The sequence below is a fragment of the Acinetobacter sp. HY1485 genome (assembly GCF_027568475.1).
Taxonomy (GTDB): Bacteria; Pseudomonadota; Gammaproteobacteria; order Pseudomonadales; family Moraxellaceae; genus Acinetobacter.
Window position 1 is genome coordinate 183,815 of sequence record NZ_JANKZG010000002.1, and the last position, 18,922, is coordinate 202,736.

Annotated in this window: 15 protein-coding genes; 3 read left to right on the forward strand and 12 right to left on the reverse strand. The window is 39.6% G+C overall.

Annotated features, from left to right (window positions below; translation table 11 throughout):
- Nucleotides 1–16: 16 nt before the first annotated feature.
- The 3 genes from htpG to PCI70_RS02805 form a co-directional block, all read right to left on the reverse strand.
- A complete protein-coding gene (gene htpG / locus PCI70_RS02795) occupies nucleotides 17–1,939 on the reverse strand; it encodes a molecular chaperone HtpG (RefSeq protein ID WP_269913835.1) in 1,923 nt (640 codons plus the stop codon).
- Nucleotides 1,940–2,027: 88 nt separating this feature from the next.
- Entirely contained in the window at nucleotides 2,028–2,366 is a 339-nt protein-coding gene (locus tag PCI70_RS02800; RefSeq protein ID WP_269913836.1) for a lysozyme inhibitor LprI family protein, read from the reverse strand.
- A 115-nt stretch (nucleotides 2,367–2,481) separates the two neighbouring features.
- Nucleotides 2,482–3,105 carry an OmpW/AlkL family protein gene (locus tag PCI70_RS02805; protein ID WP_269913837.1) on the reverse strand — a complete coding sequence of 208 codons (624 nt, stop codon included), beginning with the start codon at nucleotides 3,103–3,105 and terminating at the stop codon, nucleotides 2,482–2,484.
- Between the two features lie 324 nt (nucleotides 3,106–3,429).
- Between PCI70_RS02805 and PCI70_RS02810 the strand changes: the two genes are divergently transcribed.
- Both PCI70_RS02810 and PCI70_RS02815 read left to right on the forward strand, forming a co-directional pair.
- Nucleotides 3,430–4,791, forward strand: a complete 1,362-nt coding sequence (locus PCI70_RS02810) for an amino acid permease (protein ID WP_269913838.1) — start codon at nucleotides 3,430–3,432, stop codon at nucleotides 4,789–4,791.
- Between the two features lie 208 nt (nucleotides 4,792–4,999).
- Nucleotides 5,000–5,941, forward strand: a complete 942-nt coding sequence (locus PCI70_RS02815; protein WP_269913839.1) for a cation diffusion facilitator family transporter — start codon at nucleotides 5,000–5,002, stop codon at nucleotides 5,939–5,941.
- On the opposite strand, the gene PCI70_RS02820 is transcribed toward PCI70_RS02815, so the two are convergent.
- Nucleotides 5,930–6,418, reverse strand: coding sequence for a GNAT family N-acetyltransferase (locus PCI70_RS02820; RefSeq protein WP_269913840.1), 489 nt, complete (start codon nucleotides 6,416–6,418; stop codon nucleotides 5,930–5,932). The two genes, PCI70_RS02815 and PCI70_RS02820, sit on opposite strands and share 12 nt — an antisense overlap.
- A gap of 70 nt (nucleotides 6,419–6,488) precedes the next feature.
- On the opposite strand from PCI70_RS02820, the gene PCI70_RS02825 reads away from it, so the two are divergent.
- Nucleotides 6,489–6,800: a hypothetical protein gene (locus tag PCI70_RS02825; protein ID WP_269913841.1), complete on the forward strand. Its 312-nt coding sequence runs from the start codon at nucleotides 6,489–6,491 to the stop codon at nucleotides 6,798–6,800.
- Between the two features lie 40 nt (nucleotides 6,801–6,840).
- On the opposite strand, the gene rpoC is transcribed toward PCI70_RS02825, so the two are convergent.
- The 8 genes from rpoC to secE all read right to left on the reverse strand — a co-directional run bounded on the left by rpoC (nucleotide 6,841) and on the right by secE (nucleotide 18,871).
- Nucleotides 6,841–11,031, reverse strand: a complete 4,191-nt coding sequence (gene rpoC, locus PCI70_RS02830) for a DNA-directed RNA polymerase subunit beta' (RefSeq protein ID WP_269913842.1) — start codon at nucleotides 11,029–11,031, stop codon at nucleotides 6,841–6,843.
- A gap of 84 nt (nucleotides 11,032–11,115) precedes the next feature.
- Entirely contained in the window at nucleotides 11,116–15,201 is a 4,086-nt protein-coding gene (gene rpoB / locus PCI70_RS02835) for a DNA-directed RNA polymerase subunit beta (protein WP_269913843.1), read from the reverse strand.
- A 309-nt stretch (nucleotides 15,202–15,510) separates the two neighbouring features.
- Complete coding sequence (gene rplL, locus PCI70_RS02840) at nucleotides 15,511–15,879, reverse strand: 50S ribosomal protein L7/L12 (protein WP_269913844.1); 369 nt, start codon at nucleotides 15,877–15,879, stop codon at nucleotides 15,511–15,513.
- A gap of 42 nt (nucleotides 15,880–15,921) precedes the next feature.
- A complete protein-coding gene (gene rplJ, locus PCI70_RS02845) occupies nucleotides 15,922–16,428 on the reverse strand; it encodes a 50S ribosomal protein L10 (protein WP_269913845.1) in 507 nt (168 codons plus the stop codon).
- Between the two features lie 253 nt (nucleotides 16,429–16,681).
- On the reverse strand, nucleotides 16,682–17,377 hold the full coding sequence (gene rplA, locus PCI70_RS02850) for a 50S ribosomal protein L1 (RefSeq protein ID WP_269913846.1): 696 nt from the start codon (nucleotides 17,375–17,377) through the stop codon (nucleotides 16,682–16,684).
- 3 nt (nucleotides 17,378–17,380) lie between these two features.
- The gene (rplK, locus tag PCI70_RS02855) at nucleotides 17,381–17,809 is read right to left on the reverse strand and encodes a 50S ribosomal protein L11 (RefSeq protein WP_001074682.1); all 429 of its coding nucleotides are present in this window, start codon (nucleotides 17,807–17,809) and stop codon (nucleotides 17,381–17,383) included.
- An 81-nt stretch (nucleotides 17,810–17,890) separates the two neighbouring features.
- Nucleotides 17,891–18,424, reverse strand: a complete 534-nt coding sequence (gene nusG, locus PCI70_RS02860; RefSeq protein WP_269913847.1) for a transcription termination/antitermination protein NusG — start codon at nucleotides 18,422–18,424, stop codon at nucleotides 17,891–17,893.
- Nucleotides 18,425–18,430: 6 nt separating this feature from the next.
- Nucleotides 18,431–18,871 (reverse strand): preprotein translocase subunit SecE, encoded by a 441-nt coding sequence (gene secE, locus PCI70_RS02865; protein WP_269913848.1) that lies wholly within the window; start codon nucleotides 18,869–18,871, stop codon nucleotides 18,431–18,433.
- Nucleotides 18,872–18,922: the final 51 nt, after the last annotated feature.

Sequence of the window (18,922 nt, forward strand, 5' to 3'; positions counted from 1 at the left end):
TGAGGCACTTTTTAGTTTATTTCAACAATAAACTATTAATACGTTTGACGTATTCAGCTGGGTCTTCAGGTAGACCACCTTCAGCAATCACCGCTTGATCAAAAATAACATTTGCTAAGTCGTCAAACTGTGCAGAACCTTCTAATTTTTTCACTAAAGGATGCTCAGGGTTAATCTCAAGCGTTGGCTTCACATCAGGTACAGCTTGCCCTGCTTGTTTAAGCATACGTACCAATTGTGGTGAAAGTTCACCTTCACTTGTCACTAAACATGCAGGAGAATCAACTAAACGTGACGTTAAGCGTACTTCTTTGGTTTTGTCTTTAAGTGCATCGGTCAGTTTATCTACCACAGGTTTAAACTGCGCTTGTGCTTCTTCAAGTGCCTTTTTCTCTTCGGCATCTTGTAAGTCACCTAAATCTACCGCACCTTTAGCAATACTTTGCATTGGTGTACCGTCAAACTCATGCACAAAATTCATTGCCCACTCATCTACACGGTCAGCCATTAGTAAAACTTCAATACCTTTTTTCTTAAATAGCTCAAGCTGTGGCGAGTTTTTAGCTGCCGTTAAGCTGTCAGCCGTTACATAGTAAATTGCTTTTTGCCCGTCTTTCATACGTGCTTTATAGTCTACTAAAGACGTACTCACTTCATCATTGGTTGATGTTGCAAAACGTAAGATTTTTAAGATACGTTCACGGTTTGCCGTATCTTCGCCTAATCCTTCTTTTAGAACAGAACCAAACTCAGCATAGAACTGCTTAAATTTCTCTTGGTCTTTTTCATCTTCCGATTTTGCTAAACCATCAAGCATTGTGAGTACACGGCGTGCATTACCTTCACGGATCAGTTTCACATCACGGCTTTCTTGTAATAGCTCACGGCTCACATTAAGCGGTAGGTCTGCGCTATCCACCACACCTTGTACAAAACGTAAGTAGTTTGGAATCAGGTTATCCGCATCATCCATAATAAAGACACGTTTTACGTATAGCTTGATGCCTGCTTTTGCTTCACGTGTAAATAAATCTTGAGATGCTTTACTTGGAATATAGAGGAGTTGTGTATATTCCGTATTCCCTTCTACACGATTGTGCGACCATGTAATCGGTGCTTCAAAGTCATGTGTTAAGTTTTTATAAAACTCAACGTACTGCTCTTCTGTAATGTCATTTTTACTGCGTGTCCATAACGCACTTGCAGAGTTAATGGCTTCCCACTCGTCAGTTTTAACCATCTGACCGCCTTTAGGTTCTTCACCCTCAGCCACTTCCTCTTCTTGCCACACTTCTTTTTGCATTTCAATTGGCAAGCTAATGTGGTCAGAATATTTATTAATAATCTGTTTTGCTTTATAAGACTCTAAATAATCTAACGCATCATCACGTAAATGTAGAATGATATCTGTACCGCGAGGTGCTTTATCAATTTGCTGAACTTCAAACTCGCCTGTACCACCACTAATCCAACGTACACCCTCAGTTTCAGGTAAACCTGCACGGCGTGACTCTACTGTAATCTTATCAGCTACAATAAAACCTGAATAAAAACCTACACCAAACTGACCAATCAATTGAGCATCAGATTTCTGATCGCCCGTCAGTTTAGACATAAAGTCTTTAGTACCTGATTTTGCAATGGTACCTAAATTATCAATGGCTTCTTGTTGATTTAAGCCAATACCATTATCCGAAATAATAATTTTTTTATTTTCTTTATCTAGCGTTACACGTACATGCAAATCAGGGTCATTTTCGTATAAATCAGGTTGATTAATGCCTTCAAAACGTAATTTATCACACGCATCTGACGCATTTGAGATCAATTCACGTAAAAAGATTTCAGGGTTTGAATAAAGTGAATGCGTTACTAAATGCAGTAGCTGTGCAACTTCTGTCTGAAACGTATAATTTTTTGAAGCATTTTGCTCACTCATGAATCACTCCTTCAACATTTATTGTATTCAATGCTTTAAAAATGGAGTGACTCTACTCATTTTCAAGTTTAATTTTAATGTTTTTTACTCAAAAAGGTCCTTGAGTAAGCACACGGTTATTAATAATACTGTCTAAGTGCTGTTGGCGTATAGAATAAGCATTGGCAATACACTGCCCATCTGCCCCGCAGGTATTCCGTTTTTTTAGCCATTGGTACTGTGCGCTTTTTTCATCATCACGCCCTCCCATAGGTACAGCATGCAATACAATATTATAAATAGTCACCAACTTTACATCGGCATCATTGAGGCTTCTTGTATTACAAATCGTCTTTTCTGTTGAAGTTTTTGCTTGAGTACATGGAAAGCTTGCTGCATGCCCTAAGCTCATTGTACCAAATAATAATAATCCCAATAATTTTTTCATGCTCAATCCTCCTTGGAGTTCTATTTATTAGCATAGATTTTTTAGACATAAAGTTGCGTTTATTTTTGTATAAAAAAACCTCACCACAAGGTGAGGTTAATTACTCTAAACTCAATTAGAAACGGTATGCAAAACCAGCAGTGTAAACCCATGGATTAATTTTTAATGTGCCAATTTTCTGACCATCTAATTTTAAGTCAGATTCTACGCGTGCATAACGGGTATCAACAAATACAGACCAGTTTTTTGCATCAGCAGGAGCAAATGTAAAACCAACTTGTCCAGCTGCACCGTATGCCGTTTCTGCTTTTAATTTTTTACCTTCAATTGCACCCGCAGTATGTTCTTGGAAAGGAATCGCAACAGTTAAACCTGCACCAATGTACGGTGTAAACCCTGTAGAGTTTTTAAAGTTATATTTAGCTGTTAATGTTGGTGGCAAATGCTTAAAGTCAGCAATTTTTTGGTTCTGACCATTAACTTTAGCAGTTACATCATGTTTAAACGGAGTAGCTAATAATAATTCAGCAGATAAACCTGTGTCGTTAAAGAAATATTCGATAGAAGGTGTAAAGCTATATCCATTGTCTACTTTAGCATCAGTGACTGTACCATTTGCCAATGTATTGTGGTTTTCTGTTGGTGCAAGTACGCTACCGCCTACTTTAACTTGCCAGTTACTTGCAAAAGATGCAGAAGATGCAGCTAATAACGCTAATACCAATGTTTTTTTCAACATTTTGTTTACCCCTGTAATTATTAAGCGAATATTAAAATTTGATTTTAATTTGTGCAAGATTTATTTTTACTTATTTTGTTCATAATATTAATAAGATACTGATTATTTTAAATATTTATTTATTAATCCGATTAAATAAATCAAGTTTAATTTTCACCCAATTAATAGTTTTTATTTGATTAAAATTCCAACTAAAAAGGTTGGTTATATTATTTTAAAAATTAAAGTTTGAGCAAAAAATAAACAAAGAAAAATAATTAGGTAATATTTTGTGACCTGTTCTAGGAGCTTCTATACAATATATGCTAAGGATTGGAGTAAATAATGTCACAGACCTCGTCTTTAAAGCGTGGACTCAATACACGCCACATACGATTTTTAGCCTTGGGCTCAGCAATTGGCACAGGGCTTTTTTATGGTTCAGCTTCTGCAATTAAACTTGCAGGTCCCTCCGTACTTTTAGCATATATGATTGCAGGTTTAGCCATCTATATTGTGATGCGTGCTTTGGGCGAAATGGCTGTTCATCATCCCGTTTCAGACTCTTTTAGCCATTATGCTTCTGAATATATTACACCTTTTGCAGGTTTCACAGCAGGTTGGACTTATGTGTTTGAGATGGTCATTGTGGCTATTGCAGACGTCACTGCTTTTGGTATTTATATGGGATTTTGGTTTCCCAATGTAGCGCGTTGGATCTGGATTTTATCACTCATTTTTTTCTTAGGTGCCATTAACCTCATTCACGTTAAAGTTTATGGTGAACTTGAGTTTTGGCTCTCTATTATCAAAGTCAGTGCTATTGTTGCCATGATTTTAGGTGGCTTAGGCATTATTTTTTATGGTTTTCATGTACCTCATGCAGAATTTACACCAGGTATTGCTAACCTTTGGCAACATGGTGGTTTTATGCCAAATGGTATTGCAGGCTTTATTGCTTGTTTTTCTGTGGTTGTGTTTGCATTTGGTGGTATCGAAATTATTGGCATTACCGCAGGCGAAACTGAAGACCCTAAAAAAGCCATTCCAAGCGCCATCAATGCTGTCCCTATCCGTATTATTTTATTTTATGTGCTTACCATCTTTGTGTTGATGTCTATTTATCCTTGGAATGAGATTGGTAGTCAGGGTAGCCCATTTGTTCAAATTTTTGAAAGTTTAGGTATTAAATCTGCCGCAGCTGTATTAAATATTGTCGTTATTACGGCTGCTATTTCTGCAATCAATGGTGATGTTTTTGGTGCAGGACGTATGATGTACGGCATGTCTAAAAAAGGACAAGCACCTGCTGTTTTTGGTAAAACATCAAAACGTGGTGTGCCATGGATGACAGTAATTGTGATGGCAGGTGTATTGTTAATTGGTGTTGTACTAAATTACTTAATCCCTGAAAATGTGTTTGAAATCATTGCATCAATTGCAACATTTGCTACAGTTTATGTGTGGCTGATGATTTTACTTTCACATTTAGGTATGCGTAAAAAACTCAGTAAAGAAGAGATTAAAGCCCTTGATTTTCCAATGATTGGCTTTCCAATTGCCCCAATTTTAGCAACCTTATTTATGGTATTTGTGATTGGTATGATTGGCTATTTCCCTGATACACGCCCTGCTTTGTATGTGGGTGCAGTTTGGCTTATTCTCCTTGGAATTGCCTATAAATTTTGGATCAAACCTAAAGCCTAATCTTTAAGCCCCGTTTATACGGGGCTTTTTTATAACAATTATTTTGTTGATACTTTTTCTTTACCACTCAACAAAGCTTTAGATGGTATTTATTTTGAATTAACAATGCATCTTTCTCTATACGTCATTCATTTAATATACGAACCCAAGTATGATCTTATCTATAATTCAGGTTATACTCATCAAAACACAAAATAATAGGCAAACAATGTCAGAACAGAATGAGAATAAACTTGTAGTTTATATTGCCCTATTAGGCAACCTTGTGATTGCCATTGCAAAATTTGTTGCCGCTTTTATTACTTCAAGCTCTGCCATGCTCAGCGAAGCCGTACACTCCGTAGTAGATACAGTAAACGAAATTTTATTACTCTACGGTTTAAAAAAATCAAAACAAGCTCCTGATGCTTCACATCCTTTTGGTTATGGTCGTGAGCTTTACTTTTGGGCATTTATTGTGTCATTGCTTGTTTTTTCTTTAGGCTCGTTAGTGTCTTTATACGAAGGAATTTCGCATATTTTACATCCCGAACCCCTGCAATCTGCCACCATCAATTATATTATTTTAGGCATATCTTTTATTTGTGAAGGTATTTCTTGGTTTGCTGCGCTCAAAGGCTTTAAAAAATATAAAAAAAATATGGGTTATTTTGAAGCTTTTAGAAAAAGTAAAGATCCGACTACCTTTACCGTTTTATTTGAAGATAGTGCTGCATTACTCGGTCTTGTTGTAGCATTTTTAGGAGTATACTTTTCACATACGTTAGCACTCCCTATATTAGATGGTATTGCATCAGTCATTATTGCTGTCATTTTAGCAGTAGCTGCTTTTTTAATGGCACGAGAAACCAAAGGTTTGCTGATGGGAGAAGTTGCCGATCCTGCGCTTAGACAAAGTATTATCAATATTGCTCAATATGATGAAGCGGTATTATCTGCTAATGGTGTACTTACCCAACAAATGGGCGCACAGCAAGTAATTGCATCGCTCAGTTTAGAATTTAAAGATGGACTAACCTCAGACGAAATTGAGACAGTTGTTAATCGCATTGAAGCAACAATAAAAAAACAGCATTCTGAGATTATTGCATTGTTTGTAAAACCGCAAAGCCAAGAAGTATGGCAACAGCGCATGCACTCAAAGTTTTAACTCAAAAAAGGTTAAATCGAGCCATTGGTTAAATTTAAATCCAACTTGTTTAAATGTACCCACCTCTTTAAAGCCAAGTTTTTGATGAAGTTTAACCGATCCTAAATTTTGCGCTTCTATACCTGCCACCATGATATGTTTGTTTAACTTTTTGGCTTCTAATATTAAAGCTTCCAAAAGCTTTAATCCTAAGCCTTTTTTATGATGCTGTGGATGCACATAAACTGAGTGTTCAACCGTAAATTTATAGCCATCGAAATCACGCCAATTACCAAACGTAGCATAACCCATTACCTGTTCATCATCACAAATCACTAAAACAGGATAACCAAGCTGTTGCTTTGCCAATAGCCATTGTTCACGGTTTTTGACAGTTACTTCTTCGTCATTCCAGATAGCAGTCGTATGTACCACCGCATGGTTATAAATTTCTGTGATTGTTGGAATATCTTGTAGAGTCGCTTGGCGGATTTGCATATTTAATACCCATTAAATAAATAAAACAATAAGCTAAGTTATAACACTATATCTTTAAAGGAGTTGGAATATGGATATTATTAGAAGTAAAAATTTTACAGGGAAAAAAGCGTGGGATGGGTTAGATATTGCCACAATTGAAGGAGCTAGTGTACGTTTACATTGGACGGATCAACCTTATATTTGGCATATCAATGATGGTTCGGAAGTTTTTGTCGTTATTGATGGTTGTGTAAAAATGTATTACAAAGAAAATAACGCGGTTAAAAATACAATACTGTATGAGGGTGATATATTTTATGCCAATACTGGTATAGAACATGTGGCTCACCCCAAAGGAGTTGCTAGAATCTTAGTTATTGAAAAAGCAGACTCTATATAAAAAAAGGCACCCGAAGGTGCCTTTTTTCTAAACATTAAACTTAAAGTTCTTCGTTTAATGCTTGGCTGAATGCTTGATCAACATCACTAAAGTCATTCGCTAGTTCAAATTCAGCAGCTTCTGCTTCTTGACGACGACGCTCTAAATGATGCGCTAAACCAGTACCTGCAGGAATCAGACGACCAACAACTACGTTTTCTTTAAGACCACGTAAATCATCTTCTTTACCTGTTACAGCAGCTTCAGTTAACACACGCGTTGTTTCTTGGAAAGACGCCGCAGAGATAAATGAGTCTGTAGAAAGCGATGCTTTCGTAATACCCATTAATTGACGATCAAATTTCGCAGGGAATTTGTTTTGCGCCAATACTGCTTGGTTTTCTTGAACAACACGGATGTAGTCGATTTGCTCACCTTTGATGAAGCTTGTATCACCACCATCCAACACATCAACTTTACGAAGCATTTGACGTACGATTACTTCAATATGCTTATCGTTGATTTTTACACCTTGGAGACGGTAAACGTCTTGTACTTCATTTACGATGTAGTTAGTTAATGCAACTTCACCTTTTAAGCGCAAGATGTCATGTGGGTTTTGAGGACCATCAGAAACGACCTCACCACGGTTTACATGCTCGCCCTCAAACACGTTGATTTGACGCCATTTTGGAATCAATTCTTCGTAAATTTCAGAACCATCATCTGGTGTAATCACTAAACGGTTTTTACCTTTAGTCTCTTTACCAAAGCTCACAACACCTGAAATTTCTGCAAGGATTGCGTGTTCTTTTGGCTTACGTGCTTCGAACAAATCGGCAACACGTGGTAGACCACCGGTAATATCACGCGTACGTGACGTTTCTTGTGGTACACGACCAATTACATCACCCACACCAATTGTTTCGCCATCACGAACAGTCACAATTGTGTTTTGTGGTAAGAAGTAGAATTGCTCTTCGCCTTCTGGTGTATCTAATACAATCGCAGGACGCATATCTTTACCAGATGCCGGACGAGCCGTTACAGGTAAGATTTCAACCGTTGTCATACCAGTTGCATCATCTGTTTTAGATGTTGCTGTTGCACCGTCCACAATTTGTGAGAAACGTGCTTTACCAGATACTTCTGTAACAAGTGGATGTGTATGCGGATCCCAAGTGGCAACAATACCGCCAGCCTCTACAGCTTCACCATCTTTAAGTAAGATGCTTGCACCATATGGAAGTTTATAACGCTCGCGCTCACGACCTAGCTCATCTGCAATACCGACTTCACCTGAACGTGAAACTGATACCAAGTGACCTTTGTTGTGCTGTACTGTTTTCACGTTGTGGAAACGTACTGTACCTTTGTTACGTACTTGTACACTGTTTGCAGCAGATGTACGGCTTGCAGCACCACCTACGTGGAATGTACGCATCGTTAACTGTGTACCTGGCTCACCAATTGATTGAGCAGCCATTACACCCACAGATTCACCTGGATTTACCAAGTGACCACGTGCAAGGTCACGACCATAACACTTCGCACAAACACCAAATGCAGATTCACAGTTTACAACTGAACGAACCTTCACTTCATCCACACCAGCTTCTTCTAGATACGCTGCAATCTTCTCGTCGATTAAAGTGCCTTTTGCAAGAACGACTTCATCGTCTGCTGCACGTTTCACGTCTTCAGCCGTTACACGACCCAATACGCGATCACGTAATGCTTCGATTACATCGCCACCTTGAATGAGAGGTGTCATTACAAGACCGCCTGTAGTACCACAGTCTGGTTCTGTAATTACTAAATCTTGTGCAACGTCTACTAAACGACGTGTCAAGTAACCCGAGTTCGCTGTCTTCAATGCTGTATCGGCAAGACCTTTACGTGCACCGTGTGTTGAAATAAAGTACTGAAGTACTGTTAGACCTTCACGGAAGTTCGCTTTAATTGGCGTTTCAATAATCGAGCCATCTGGTTTTGCCATCAAGCCACGCATACCTGCAAGCTGACGAATCTGTGCAGCACTACCACGCGCACCAGAGTCAGACATCATGTAGATACTGTTGAACGATTTCTGCTTTTCAACTTCACCTTGTTTATTTACCACATCGGTAAATGACAAGTTATCCATCATCGCTTTAGCAACTTGGTCGTTTGTACGCGCCCAAATATCGACAACTTTGTTATAACGCTCACCAGCTGTGACAAAGCCTTGCTCAAACTGATCTTCAATTTCACGAACTTCAGCTTCAGCTTTATCAATAATGCTTTGTTTTGCAGGTGGAATGACCATGTCTTCCATACCAACAGACACACCTGAGCGTGTTGCTTGACGGAAACCAAGGTACATTAATTGATCTGCAAAAATAACAGAGTCTTTTAAACCAAGCTTACGGTAGCAAGTGTTAATTAACTTAGAGATGTTCTTTTTAGTCATCTCAATGTTAACCATCTCAAAGCTTAAACCTTGAGGTACAACTTCCCAAAGTAGGCAACGACCTGGCGTTGTATCAACGATAATTGTTTGCTGTTCACGCTCACCATTTTCGTTAATAACCGTTTGATGTACACGTACTTTTACGCGTGCATGCATTGCCACTTGACCTGTTGCTAACGCACGGTTTACTTCGTGAGTATCAGCAAACATCATGCCTTCGCCTTTTGCATTTACCGCATCACGCGTGATGTAATAAAGACCTAAGACAACGTCCTGAGAAGGAACGATAATCGGCTCACCATTTGCAGGTGATAAGATGTTGTTCGTCGACATCATTAATGCACGTGCTTCTAGCTGTGCTTCTAATGTCAATGGAACGTGTACCGCCATTTGGTCACCATCGAAGTCGGCGTTAAACGCAGCACATACGAGTGGGTGTAAACGGATTGCTTTACCTTCAATTAGCGTCGGTTCAAATGCTTGTAAACCTAAACGGTGAAGTGTTGGCGCACGGTTCAACATTACAGGATGTTGACGAATTACGTTTGCAAGTACGTCCCAAACCTCTGGTGTTTCACGTTCAACCATTTTCTTCGCAGCTTTAATGGTTGTTGCTTGACCTGATGCTTGTAGTTTCGCAAAAATAAATGGTTTGAATAATTCAAGTGCCATTTTCTTTGGAAGACCACATTGGTGAAGACGTAAAGTAGGACCTACTGTAATTACAGAACGACCTGAATAGTCAACACGCTTACCAAGTAAGTTTTGACGGAAACGACCTTGCTTACCTTTGATCATATCTGCCAAAGACTTAAGCGGACGTTTGTTAGAACCTGTAATTGCACGACCACGACGACCGTTATCAAGCAATGCATCAACAGATTCTTGTAACATACGTTTTTCGTTACGTACGATAATATCTGGTGCTGCAAGGTCTAAAAGACGCTTCAAACGGTTGTTACGGTTAATCACACGACGATACAAATCGTTTAAGTCAGATGTCGCGAAACGACCACCTTCAAGTGGTACAAGCGGACGTAAATCTGGTGGAAGTACAGGAAGTACGTTCATCACCATCCATTCTGGCTTGTTGTTTGAATCGTTAAAAGCTTCCATTAACTTCAAACGTTTAGATGCTTTTTTAAGCTTCGTTTCTGAAGTTGTTTGTGGAATTTCTTCACGTAAACGTGCAATTTCCGCTTCAAGATCGATATCTTTTAATAAATCTTGTACTGCTTCTGCACCCATTTTTGCAGAGAATTCATCACCGTGCTCTTCAAGTGCGGTAAAGTATTCTTCATCGTTAAGAAGTTGGTACTTCTCAAGCGGTGTCATGCCTGGGTCTGTTACCACGTAAGATTCAAAATACAATACACGCTCGATATCACGTAATGTCATATCAAGAAGTAAACCAATACGGCTTGGTAATGATTTTAAAAACCAAATATGTGCAACAGGAGATGCAAGGTCGATATGACCCATACGGTCACGACGAACTTTTGCAGTTGTTACTTCAACGCCACATTTTTCACAAATGACGCCTTTATACTTCATACGCTTGTATTTACCACACAAGCATTCGTAATCTTTTACTGGACCAAAGATTTTGGCACAGAATAAACCATCACGTTCTGGTTTGAACGTACGATAGTTAATTGTCTCAGGCTTTTTAACTTCACCATGAGACCATGACTTAATCATTTCTGGTGACGCAAGACCAATACGGATACGATCAAACTCTAATGGAGCATGACCTTCAGAGTCCGTTTTTTTGCGCATGATATCGAGCAAGTCTTTCAATTCTTTTCTCCGTGAGCCGAGGAGCATTACTCACTCGGCAGGGTCACAAATATTGTTTTGTCTGAAAATTAGCGAGCTGAACGCTTAGTCACCATTTTTCAGTTCAATGTTGATACCTAAAGAACGGATCTCTTTGGTCAATACGTTGAACGATTCAGGCATACCCGGATCCATGTAGTGATTGTTATCTACAATGTTCTTATAGATACGCGTACGACCTTCTACATCATCCGATTTAACGGTTAGCATTTCTTGAAGCGTATATGCTGCACCGTATGCCTCTAACGCCCAAACTTCCATCTCACCAAAACGCTGACCACCAAACTGTGCTTTACCACCAAGCGGTTGTTGCGTTACTAATGAGTAAGAACCTGTAGAACGTGCATGCATTTTGTCATCAACCAAGTGGTTAAGTTTAAGCATGTACATGTAACCTACTGTTACAGGGCGATCGAATTGTTCACCTGTACGTCCGTCAAACAATGTTTGCTGACCAGTACGTGGCACTTGAGATAATTCTAACAATTCTTTGATTTGCTCTTCTTCAGCACCATCAAATACAGGTGTTGCAAGCGGTACACCTTTTTTCAGGTTACCTGCAAGTACAAGAACTTCATCATCAGTTAAACTGTTGAGATCTTCTTGCTCACCACCTACTTTGTTGTAGATCTTATCTAAGAATTCGCGCAATTCTGCAATTGTACGTTGCTGTTGGAGCATCTTATCAATTTGCTCACCCAAGCCTTTTGCCGCTAAACCTAAATGGGTTTCTAGAATCTGCCCCACGTTCATACGTGAAGGTACACCTAGCGGGTTAAGCACAACATCAACAGGTACACCGTTTGCATCATGTGGCATGTCTTCTACTGGCAAGATGTTAGATACAACACCTTTGTTACCATGACGACCCGCCATCTTATCACCCGGTTGGATGCGACGTTTTACAGCCAAGTAAACTTTAACAACTTTAAGAACACCTGTTGTTAATTCGTCACCTGTTGCAAGTTTGCGTTTCTTCTCAGCAAATTTCTCATCAATCTCTAAGCCTTTCTCTTTCAAGTACACTTGAATTTGAGTTAAACGCTCAGCGATTGCTTCGTCTACTGGTTGAATTTCTAAAAGATCAACCATCTCTAAACGAGACAATACATCTTCAGTTAGCTTGTCACCACGTTTTGTTGTACCACCACCATTTGATGGTTGGTCTTTCAATAAACGTAAGATACGCTCGCGTGCAGCTTCTTCGAAGATTTTGTATTCTTCTTTTAAGTCTTTACGGTAAGCATCAAGCTGTGCTTTTTCAATTGCAAGCGCACGCTCATCTTTTTCTAAACCATCACGTGTAAAGACTTGAACGTCAATTACAGTACCTTTAGTACCCGATGGCACGCGTAAAGATGAATCTTTTACGTCTGCTGCTTTTTCACCAAAGATTGCACGAAGTAGCTTTTCTTCAGGTGTTAATTGCGTTTCACCTTTTGGCGTTACTTTACCAACAAGGATATCGCCTGCTGTTACTTCTGCACCGATGTAAACAATACCTGCTTCATCAAGTTTAGAAAGTGCAGCTTCGCCCACGTTTGGAATATCGGCTGTAATTTCTTCAGCACCCAATTTCGTATCACGTGCCACACAAGATAATTCTTGAATGTGGATTGACGTTAAGCGGTCTTCTTGTAGAACTCGTTCAGATAAAAGAATCGAATCCTCATAGTTGTAACCATTCCACGTCATGAACGCAACGCGCATGTTTTGACCAAGTGCAAGCTCACCGCCATCTGTTGATGGACCATCAGCAAGAACATCACCAGCACCAACTTTATCACCCATGTTTACCAATACTTTTTGGTTAATACATGTGTTTTGGTTAGAACGTGTGTACTTAATGAGGTTGTAGATATCTACACCAGCTTCACCCGCAACCATTTCTTCTTCGTTTACACGAATTACAACACGTGAAGCATCAACGTACTCAATCACACCACCACGATTTGCAATTACACAAACACCAGAGTCGCGTGCTACGTTTGCTTCCATGCCTGTACCTACTAACGGTTTGTCCGCAAGTAATGTTGGTACAGCCTGACGTTGCATGTTTGAACCCATCAATGCACGGTTGGCATCATCGTGTTCAAGGAATGGAATAAGTGATGCTGCAACAGATACAACCTGTTGAGCTGATACATCCATGTGCGTTACACGCTCAGGAGGCATACGTACTGTTTCACCTTGATGACGTACAGTAACCATTTCATCAAGTAAATTACCGCCAGCATCTACTGCTGCATCGGCTTGTGCAATAACAGTACCCACTTCTTCAATAGCAGATAGGTATTCTGTTTCTTCAGTTACACGACCTTCAACAACTTTACGGTATGGCGTTTCTAAGAAACCAAAGTGGTTTGCTTTTGCATATACAGATAAAGAGTTGATCAGACCAATGTTTGGACCTTCAGGTGTTTCAATCGGGCAAACACGACCATAGTGTGTATGGTGTACGTCACGTACCTCAAAGCCTGCACGTTCACGGGTTAAACCACCTGGACCAAGAGCCGATACACGACGCTTATGCGTAATCTCAGACAATGGGTTATTTTGATCCATGAACTGAGATAATTGGCTTGAACCAAAGAATTCTTTGATTGCAGCAGCAACAGGTTTTGCGTTGATTAAATCTTGCGGAGATAGGTTATCTGTCTCAGCTTGGCTTAAACGCTCTTTAACTGCACGCTCTACACGCACTAAACCTACACGGAATTGGTTTTCTGTCATTTCACCAACAGAACGTACACGACGGTTACCTAAATGGTCAATATCGTCTACTTCACCTTTACCATTACGGATTTCAACTAACGTGCGCATTACATCAATAATGTCATCGTTAGATAAAATACCTTCAATTGCACGTGATTTTTGATCTGTACCAACTTCGTATGGACGTCCTAAACGACGGTTAAACTTCATACGACCAACAGGCGATAGATCATAACGCTCTGAAGCAAAGAACAGATTTGAGAATAAGTTTTCAGCTGCTTCTTTTGTTGGTGGCTCGCCCGGACGCATTACTTTGTAGATTTCTACAAGTGCTTCATCACGGTCGCGTGTTACGTCTGCACGTAAAGAATCAGCAATATAAGAACCACGGTCGATGTCATTTGTGAATAGGATATTAAATTGCTTAATACCACCTTCAGCTAACTTCACCATAATTTCGTGGCTAAGCAATGTATTTGCTGGAATTACTTCGCCATCACGTAATGTAATATCTTCAGCTGTAATACGCTCATATAAATATTCATCTGGTACAGCAAGTTTATCTAACCCAACTGATTCCATTTGACGAACGTGACGTGCGTTAATACGCTTGCCTTGTTCAACAATTACTTTACCATTTGCATCTACAATATCAAATTGTGCCATTTCACCACGTAGGCGATCTGGAACAAGTTCAATTTGATAGCTACCCATATCTACATATACAGGTACTTTTTCGTAGAACAAGTTCAGAATTTGTTCATCTGTATAGTTCAACGCACGTAAAATTACTGTTGCAAGTAATTTACGACGACGGTCGATACGTACATAAACTAAATCTTTTGCATCAAATTCAAAATCTAACCATGAACCACGGTAAGGAATAATTCGTGCAGAATACAATGTTTTGTTTGCGTGTGTTTTGCCTTTATCGCTGTCGAAGAACACACCCGGAGAACGATGTAATTGAGATACGATTACACGCTCAGTACCATTAATAACAAACGTACCGTTTTCGGTCATGAGTGGCATTTCACCCATGTAAACTTCTTGTTCACGTACGTCTTTAATTGATTTTGTTTCGCGATCTTTAATGATCAGACGAATCTTTACGCGCATTGGTGCAGCATAAGTTGAACCACGAAGAATACATTCGCGGACATCAAACTCAGGCTTACCAAGGCTATACTCAACAAATTCTAAAGCAGCATTGCCAGAATAACTTTCGATAGGGAAAACTGAACGAAATGCGGCTTGGAGACCGAGATCTTCGCGATTTTTTGGCGCCTTACCATCTTGCAAAAATGTTCTGTACGAGTCGACTTGAATCGACAATAAGTACGGAACATCCATTACTTGGGGCAATTTACCAAAATTCTTACGGATCCGTTTTTTTTCGGTATATGAGTATGCCATCTGGAGTCCTCGGAAAGTACATACTAAATCCGCCTGCAGTTCGGATTTAGAAGGAATTACGCAGGCCGATATGGCCACCACTACTTACAAATGCTGCAAATGAGAGTGGTAATAAAACGCTTAACAATATTTTTTAGAGGGCAAAAATATTGTTAAGCGTTTGATTTGATGCGCTTTTTTTTAAAAAATTCTACTTTTGCTGTATTTGCACAAAAATCGAGCCGATTATTATAACGCAAAAAGGCTGATGCCCCAAGAGCCACCAGCCAATTTTTGGAACCAATTTTAAAAATTGGCTCCATAAGTAAATTACTTAAGAGTAACTGTAGCACCAGCTTCTTCAAGACTCTTCTTAAGTTCTTCACCTTCTTCTTTGCTCACGCCTTCTTTAAGAATTTGTGGAGCACCTTCAACTAAATCTTTAGCTTCTTTAAGACCAAGGCCTGTTGCGCCACGAACTGCTTTAATTACAGCTACTTTGTTTGCGCCAAAGCTAGTCAATTCAACATTGAATTCAGATTGCTCTTCTTCTGCAGCAGCAGCGCCACCAGCAGCAGCTACAGCAACAGCCGCAGCAGATACGTTGAATTTCTCTTCAAAAGCAGAAATTAATTCAACAAGTTCAAGAACAGTTTTTTCTGAAACTGCGTTTAGGATTTCTTCGTTAGTTAAAGCCATGAGAATAACTCCAAATGGATATTAAATGGTGTGGAAAATGGATTATGCTGCTTCTTGCTCGTTTTTCTCTTTGAGCGCTGTAATAAGACGACCCAATTTCGAAATAGGAGCTTGAAGAACATTTGCAAGCATAGTAAGCGCTTTTTCTTGGTTTGGAAGATTTGCAATAACGCTAATCTCTTCACCTTGATAAACTTTACCGTCAAACGCAGCTGCTTTTAATTCAAACGCTTTGTTTGTTTTCGCAAATTCTTCGAACAAGCGTGCTGCTGCACCCATGTCGTCTTCAGAAGTTGAAAAAGCAAGAATTGTTGGGCCAACAAGGTTGTCGCTCAAGATATCAAATTGAGTACCTTCAAGCGCACGTTTTGCTAGAGTGTTACGTACGATACGCGTACTTACACCTAACTTACGAGCTTCAACACGTAATTGTGTTAATTGCTCAACGTTTAAACCTTGGTAGTCAGCAACAACAGCAGAGAAAGCATTGCTTGCAGTTTCGTTAACTTGAGCAACGATTTCTTTTTTGTTCTCTAATAGTAGAGCCACTGTAGAACCTCCTAAGGTGATTTATGTATTCAAAGCGAATACACTCCCAATTCGTAAGCCCAAAGGACTTACACGCGGAGGAGGAAAAAATCACACCACCGCGTCTACGCAGGCTAGTTTATTAAGAGAAAGTTTCCCTTCTCGCCTGAGGTCTTTGACGCTAATAGGCTTCAACCTATCAATTCAAAGTCCACTCCAAAGTAGATAAATATCTAATCTTTGGAGATTTAAGAATTCTTTACTAAGATCAAACTTAGTTAGAAACGCTTGCTACATCAATTGCAAGACCTGGGCCCATAGTTGAGCTTAAAGTGATCTTTTTGATGTATACACCTTTAGAAGTTGCAGGTTTCGCTTTTTTCAAATCAGCTACTAATGCTTCAACGTTTTGGCGGATTGCAGTTGCTTCAAAACCTACTTGACCAATTGCAGCGTGGATAATACCCGCTTTGTCTACACGGTAACGTGCTTGACCAGACTTAGCATTTTTAACTGCGCCTGCAACGTCAGGAGTTACTGTACCTACTTTAGGGTTTGGCATTAAACCACGTGGTCCTAAAATTGTACCTAACTTACCTACAACGCGCATTGCATCAGGAGCTGCAATTACAACATCAAAGTCAAGATTACCCTTTTGGATGCTTTCAGCAAGGTCATCAAAACCAACAATATCTGCACCAGCAGCAGTTGCAGCTTCAGCAGCAGCACCTTGAGCAAATACAGCAACACGTACAGTCTTACCAGTACCTGCAGGTAAAGTTGTTGCACCACGTACTACTTGATCAGATTTACGTGGATCTACACCTAAGTTTACAGAAACATCTAATGATTCTTTGAACTTCACTGCAGGTAAACCGTTAAGCAATTCTACCGCTTCTTCTAAAGTATAAACTTTATTTGCTTCTACAGCAGTAGCAATGGCTTTTTGACGTTTAGTTAACTTTGCCATGTCTTATAGCTCCACTTCCAAGCCCATAGAACGTGCAGAACCAGCAATGGTACGAACACGTGCGTCTAAATCAGCACCAGTTAAATCTGGTTCTTTAGTAGTCGCGATTTCTTCTAGTTGAGCACGAGTTAACTTACCAACTTTAGTTTTGTTTGGTACAGATGAACCCTTTTGGATACCAGCAGCTTTCTTAAGAAGAATAGATGCAGGTGGAGTTTTCATGATAAATGTGAACGATTTATCGTTGTACACAGTAATCACAACAGGAATTGGAAGACCTGGTTCAACTTTTTGTGTTGCAGCATTGAATTCTTTACAGAATGCCATGATGTTAACACCACGTTGACCTAATGCAGGACCAATTGGTGGAGATGGATTTGCTTTACCAGCTGGAACTTGCAGCTTGATATAGCCGTCAATCTTCTTAGCCATTTTAAAATTCCTCTGGGTACAAACGCCGCTAGGCTCCCCAACTTATGAACAACTTACTCAAAATGAGTAATGAAAAATCAATTAAATTGTTTTTTCAACTTGACGGAACTCAAGTTCTACTTGAGTTGGTCGATTAAATACGTTAATTGTCAGCGTTAAACGCGACTTGTCATAAATAACCTCTTCCACAACCCCTTTAAAGTCTGTGAATGGGCCATCAATAACCAATAATTCTTCGCCTGGTTCAAACATCGTTTTAGGACGAGGTGCCTCACCAGTATTGCGTACACGAGCTAGAATTGCATCTGCTTCTTTTTGTGTAATTGGCGCAGGTTTTTCAGGTGTTCCACCAATAAAACCAAGAACCTTTGGACACTCTTTCACAATATGCCAAGTGTCATCATTCATTTCCATTTCAACTAATACATAGCCTGGAAAGAATTTACGTTCTGATTTGCGCTTCTTACCATCCTTCATTTCGACTACTTCTTCAGTAGGAACAAGGACTTCACCAAAGCTTTCGGCTACAGCACTACGCTGGATTCGCTCTTTAAGTGAACGCATCACCTGTTTTTCATAGCCTGAATAGGCATGAATAATATACCAACGTTTCATAGCTCTTTATCCGATCATTAACTTTACTAACCAGCCCATAGCGTAGTCAAAACACCACAAGACGATAGAGGCAATAAAAACCACTAACACAACTTGCCATGAAGTTGTTACAGTTTCTTGCTTGGTTGGCCAAGTTACTCGGCGTAGTTCTACGCGTGCATCCTTTAGCAAACGAACAAAACCTTTGCCTTGATGGGTGGCGTATAATAAACCTAAAGCCACGATGATACAAGCTAAAATTACCCCGACTTGCACCCAAACATTACTTGCAGGTGCCCAATATCCAGGAAGATATTGTGTAGTTAGGGATGCGCCTATTATTAATGCAATCGCAATTACCCATAGAACAATATCTAAAGGAGAACTAGAACGAACAACTTCAGCGGAATTACTTCTTTGAGGGATTGGCGCGTCGCTTAATGCGTCACGCGATTTATCATTCGACATGGTTTTACTCGTCGTAGAATTCGCGACTTATTATAAGACAATTTAGCAAGC

Excerpts from the sequence above, each read along its gene's own strand:
- htpG (WP_269913835.1), bottom strand. The coding sequence starts at position 1,939 with ATGAGTGAGCAAAATGCTTCAAAAAATTATACGTTTCAGACAGAAGTT.
- PCI70_RS02800 (WP_269913836.1), bottom strand. The coding sequence starts at position 2,366 with ATGAAAAAATTATTGGGATTATTATTATTTGGTACAATGAGCTTAGGG.
- PCI70_RS02805 (WP_269913837.1), bottom strand. The coding sequence starts at position 3,105 with ATGTTGAAAAAAACATTGGTATTAGCGTTATTAGCTGCATCTTCTGCA.
- PCI70_RS02810 (WP_269913838.1), top strand. The coding sequence starts at position 3,430 with ATGTCACAGACCTCGTCTTTAAAGCGTGGACTCAATACACGCCACATA.
- PCI70_RS02815 (WP_269913839.1), top strand. The coding sequence starts at position 5,000 with ATGTCAGAACAGAATGAGAATAAACTTGTAGTTTATATTGCCCTATTA.
- PCI70_RS02820 (WP_269913840.1), bottom strand. The coding sequence starts at position 6,418 with ATGCAAATCCGCCAAGCGACTCTACAAGATATTCCAACAATCACAGAA.
- PCI70_RS02825 (WP_269913841.1), top strand. The coding sequence starts at position 6,489 with ATGGATATTATTAGAAGTAAAAATTTTACAGGGAAAAAAGCGTGGGAT.
- rpoB (WP_269913843.1), bottom strand. The coding sequence starts at position 15,201 with ATGGCATACTCATATACCGAAAAAAAACGGATCCGTAAGAATTTTGGT.
- rplL (WP_269913844.1), bottom strand. The coding sequence starts at position 15,879 with ATGGCTTTAACTAACGAAGAAATCCTAAACGCAGTTTCAGAAAAAACT.
- rplA (WP_269913846.1), bottom strand. The coding sequence starts at position 17,377 with ATGGCAAAGTTAACTAAACGTCAAAAAGCCATTGCTACTGCTGTAGAA.
- rplK (WP_001074682.1), bottom strand. The coding sequence starts at position 17,809 with ATGGCTAAGAAGATTGACGGCTATATCAAGCTGCAAGTTCCAGCTGGT.
- nusG (WP_269913847.1), bottom strand. The coding sequence starts at position 18,424 with ATGAAACGTTGGTATATTATTCATGCCTATTCAGGCTATGAAAAACAG.
- secE (WP_269913848.1), bottom strand. The coding sequence starts at position 18,871 with ATGTCGAATGATAAATCGCGTGACGCATTAAGCGACGCGCCAATCCCT.